We start from the raw sequence: 4,104 nt of genomic DNA, 5'->3' as shown, positions 1-4,104 counted from the left end.
ACGGGAGCGACTTTCACTGCGGTCCCCACCGAACACGTCCTCGCCGGCACCGGCATAATCCTCGGATTCGCGCTCGTGGCACTCGCACCGTGGTTCTCACGCCGGACACGAAGTGCACTCGCGTCGGTGGGGTTGATGACGTGTTCGGCGATTCTCGTGTACTTCTCCGGCGGGTTCATCGAGGCACACTTCCACTTCTTCGTCATCGTGGGCGTCATCGCAGTCTACGAGGACTGGGTCCCGTTCGTCGCCGGCGTCCTGTACGTCGCCGTCGAACACGCCGTCTTCGGCATGTCGTACCCTGAGGTGGTGTACAACCACCCAGACGCCGTGGCGAGACCGATGGGATGGGCGTTGGTCCACGCGGTGTTCCTCCTCGCACTCTCCGGTGCGCTGGTGACGAACTGGTTCTCGATCGAGCGCTCTCGCGAAGAGACCAGACAGAAGATGCAGAACCTCGAAGACAGCGAAGAGGCGAAGGCAAAAGTCGAGCGTCTGAACGAGCAGTTAGTCGTTCAAGCCGACGAACTCGCCACGGCCATGGACGCTGTCTCGGAGGGGGATTTCACTGTCAGCGCGCCGAAAGAGACCGATATCGAGGCCATCGAAGAGATCAGTAACGCGTTCGTAGAGATGAAACGGGAACTCTCGGCGACCATCGTAGACTTACGAGACTTCGCGACGACTGTCGAGCAGACGACGCAGTCGGTCCACGACGACGCCGAGACGCTCGAACAGACACAACGGCAACTAGCAGCGGACGTCCGTACCTTTGCCACGGACGTGCGTGAGCAGGCACACGACCTCGAATCGACCACCGACGAGTTGAGCAGTCTCTCGGCGACCATCGAAGAGATTGCCGCGAACGCCGACCAAGTCTCGGACGAAGCCAGCAGTGCAGCAGCGGCGGCCGAGTCGGGGACGGGAACCGCGACAGATGCAATCGAAGTGATCGAGAACATCGAACAGAGCATCAGTGAACTCGCAGCGTTGGTCGAATCACTCGACACCAGGATGGACGACGTCTCGAAGAGCACCGACCTCATCGAGTCGATTGCCGAGCAGACGAACACGCTCGCACTGAACGCCAACATCGAGGCTGCACGTGCTTCGAGCGGGAGCGAAGGATTCGCTGTCGTGGCGAACGAGGTCAAATCGCTCGCCGACGAGACCCAGAGCCACTCGTCTGCAATCGAGCAGACCATCGACGAGACGGTCGAAGACGTCGAACGCGTTCAAGCAGAGATGCAGCAGACGAAGTCGCAGATCAAGACCGGTAAGTCGACGACGACTGACGCCGGTGAAGCGTTCGCAGACGTCACCGAGATCGTCGAGGGTGTCGATATCTCGGTCGACGAAGTCGCCGCAGCGACCGACGACGGCGCTCGAACGACCGAAGAGGTAGTCGACGCAATCATCAGAGTCGCGGACCGCTCGCGAGACATCGCGGAACAGAGCGACACACTCGCGAGCCAAGCCGAGTCCAGAGCGACGACGATTTCAGAGATTCGAGCACAACTCGGCGAACTTAGGGGGCAGACAGGCGGCTTGCAAGACCAACTCGGTGCGTTCGAGTGTGAGACGCCAGCCGACGACTGAAATCGGGGGCGACGTCGTAAGGCTCTCCGGGGCGCGCGCAACCAACGGCGTTCGGACGTAAACACGTTCCAGGGCCGAACTCGCCTGATGGGGCGACCCACAGCCTAGTTTCTGGGACTGTACTACGAACTAAAGTGGCAGTACGTCCTTGTGGAAGTATGCCAGAAGAGACACTGTTCGAGTTCGAAGGCGACATGGAGCGGGCTGCAGTCGCCCAGTATCTACGGACAATCGCGGACCGACTCGAATCAGGAGAGTCGTTCTCGCTCGCGAGCGGCGACCAGTCGGTCACGTTGGCACCCCCAGCGCAGGTCGAATTCGAAATCGAGGTCGAACGAGAGACGTCGAAATCGGAAGACGATACAGAAATCGAGATGGAGATTCAGCTCGAGTGGGAGGAAGACTCCCGCGGAACGACTGAGCTCAAAATCGACTAAGTCGGGGGAGCCCGCCCCTCGATAATCGTCGCTGACTGCGCCAGTCTAGTGAAAAATCCTGACTGTGTACTCGTGGCCGTTCGATAGTCCGTGCCAGAGGCACCGACGTGGCCACGACTCACTTCGATTCGATTTTCCCAGCGAACGTCTGGGTGGTGATGACCCCATCTTCGACCACGAACGTGTCTGTGCAGAACTCGTAGACGTTGTCCGGTGTCTCTCCGTGCCAGGTGATGAACGCGATGTCGCCTTCGATTTTCTGGAGGTCGATTTCCGCGTAGGCACCGTCCTGACCGAAGTCGGCGAATATTTCTTCGAAGAACGTGGGAATCTCGTCGAGACCCTGGTACGTCTCTTCGGGCGTCACGACGACCGACGAATCGTCGTAATCAGCCATTATTCCGTCCATATCCCCCTCTGCGAACGTCTCGAGGTGGTGACCGAGCACCTCTTCTGTCGTCTTCATTCGAATCCACCACCCACTAGATTGTTCTAATTAATCATCAAGATATGGTCTGAGACACGGGCTCGCCTTCGTGTGAGCAGTAGAGAGGAGCGCGAACGGAATGGGGACCGTTACTGCTCCACGTCGGGGCGGTGCTGTTCGAGTTCCGACTGTACGTCACCCCACGAGACCGGTGGTTCGAACTCGTCCAAGCGCTCACAGAACGACGTCAGTCGCTCCTCGAACTGGGCCTGCCACGTCGCCTGCGCGAACGAGTCGAGTTCGTCGCCGAGCGTCGTCGTCCGGGCGTCGAATTCGTCGAGTCGGCCTGCTATCTCGTCGAGTCCGTCGGCGTCGACACCATCCCGGTCTGCGAGTTCGTGGAGGTCGGAGAGTTCCGCTCGCACGTCAGCGACCAGTAGTGAGACGACGTGGCGACGAAGCATCGCGTCGAACCACAGTCGCCCGTCGTCTGTGGTCGATAATTTCTCACACGTACGCGCAAGGTCGTCGAGCGACTGTTCGAGTGCGTCGACGTCGGCGTCGAGTTCGTCGCGTCGCCAGTCGTGCGAAGAGACCCACCGCTCGAACTGTTCGAGGTCCAACTGCGTGTCGTCCGCGATTCGCGTCACCGTCTGCGCCTCGGAGGTGACGTCCCGGAGGCCAGTCACGAGGTCGTAGAGGTCACCGTCGCCGTTTCGCCACCCGGAGAGCGACTGAATCGTGGTGCCGAGGTCGGTCACGTGCGCATCGAGCGCCGAGACCGTCGACTCGAACGTGTCGAGACGAGACCGAACAGCATCGACGTCCGAGACGTCCTTCGCCGTCTCTGTCGCGTCTTCGAGCGCCTGCTGTGCGAGTTCGACGCGCGTCTCGGCCGTCGAGAGGACCATCGATGCGTCGGATACTGTCTCGTCGATTGCGTCCTCCGTCACGACGCCGTCGTCGGTGACGTGGCCGAGAATCGCCTCCACGAACTCGGGGTCGCGTGAGTCGTCTGCGGCCACGAGGGCGTCCGTCGCGTCGTCTTTCGACATGCCGACGACGCTGTCGGGGGCGTGCTGACTGTCCGGTTGGTCCATGTCGAAGTCACGAGACTCCGGCGTATACATTTTGTCGGTTCTCAGATATATAGTGGAATATAGTGATATGTCCAGAGAGTAGTGGTACTGCGAGAGAGGTATCAATACCCCTGAATCTGAGCGAACCAGAGTAGTATTATAAACGCATTTTATTATATCACGGGTCTGGTCAGTTGATGGCGCGTGACTCCAAAGCGTTGACAGAGAGCGTATCACGTCGGAAATTCCTCGTCTCCTCCGGTGTTGCCGGACTTGCCGGCCTCGCTGGCTGTACGGGTGGGTCGGGTTCGGACGACGAATCCGAAGAGACTGAGGCCCAGACTGAAGCGCAGACCGAAGCTCCAGAAGAGACCACCGAAGCCTCGAGCGAAGAGAGCTCAGAGCCAGAGATGCTCACCGCCGAGGGTTCCTCGACGGTCTACCCAATCGCGAACAAGGGGAGCTCGTACTGGAACTCCAACGCACCGGCGAGCGACGGTGAGTACTGGGGTTCGAGTTCGGAAGGCACCGTCCCTGGCTGGGACGAACTCGACGCAGGCGA

The 4,104-nt window shown here is 60.0% G+C and carries 4 protein-coding genes and 1 pseudogene; 3 read left to right on the top strand and 2 right to left on the bottom strand.

Features of this window, described 5'->3' with window-relative positions; translation table 11 throughout:
* Positions 1-1,599, top strand: a 1,599-nt coding sequence (locus AUR66_RS01770) for a methyl-accepting chemotaxis protein (protein WP_058570806.1), incomplete at its 5' end; no start/stop codon positions are given.
* Positions 1,600-1,757: 158 nt separating this feature from the next.
* On the top strand, positions 1,758-2,036 hold the full coding sequence (locus AUR66_RS01765; RefSeq protein ID WP_058570805.1) for an amphi-Trp domain-containing protein: 279 nt from the start codon (positions 1,758-1,760) through the stop codon (positions 2,034-2,036).
* Positions 2,037-2,154: 118 nt separating this feature from the next.
* Here the strand turns inward: AUR66_RS01765 and AUR66_RS01760 are convergent, their stop codons facing one another.
* The gene (locus AUR66_RS01760; RefSeq protein WP_058570804.1) at positions 2,155-2,502 is read right to left on the bottom strand and encodes a nuclear transport factor 2 family protein; all 348 of its coding nucleotides are present in this window, start codon (positions 2,500-2,502) and stop codon (positions 2,155-2,157) included.
* A 110-nt stretch (positions 2,503-2,612) separates the two neighbouring features.
* Positions 2,613-3,563, bottom strand: a complete 951-nt coding sequence (locus AUR66_RS01755; protein WP_058570807.1) for a hypothetical protein — start codon at positions 3,561-3,563, stop codon at positions 2,613-2,615.
* Between the two features lie 176 nt (positions 3,564-3,739).
* Between AUR66_RS01755 and AUR66_RS01750 the strand changes: the two are divergent.
* Positions 3,740-4,104: pseudogene (locus AUR66_RS01750) on the top strand (phosphate ABC transporter substrate-binding protein); the annotation flags it as partial.

The sequence above is a fragment of the Haloferax profundi genome (genome assembly GCF_001469865.1).
In the GTDB taxonomy this organism is placed as follows: Archaea; Halobacteriota; Halobacteria; order Halobacteriales; family Haloferacaceae; genus Haloferax; species Haloferax profundi.
The sequence above is the reverse complement of the archived record's forward strand: the minus strand, read 5'-3'. Positions and strand labels throughout refer to the sequence as shown.

Bases quoted from the DNA above. Each gene is read 5' to 3' on its own strand.
- AUR66_RS01765 (WP_058570805.1), top strand. From the start codon at position 1,758: ATGCCAGAAGAGACACTGTTCGAGTTCGAAGGCGACATGGAGCGGGCT.
- AUR66_RS01760 (WP_058570804.1), bottom strand. From the start codon at position 2,502: ATGAAGACGACAGAAGAGGTGCTCGGTCACCACCTCGAGACGTTCGCA.
- AUR66_RS01755 (WP_058570807.1), bottom strand. From the start codon at position 3,563: ATGGACCAACCGGACAGTCAGCACGCCCCCGACAGCGTCGTCGGCATG.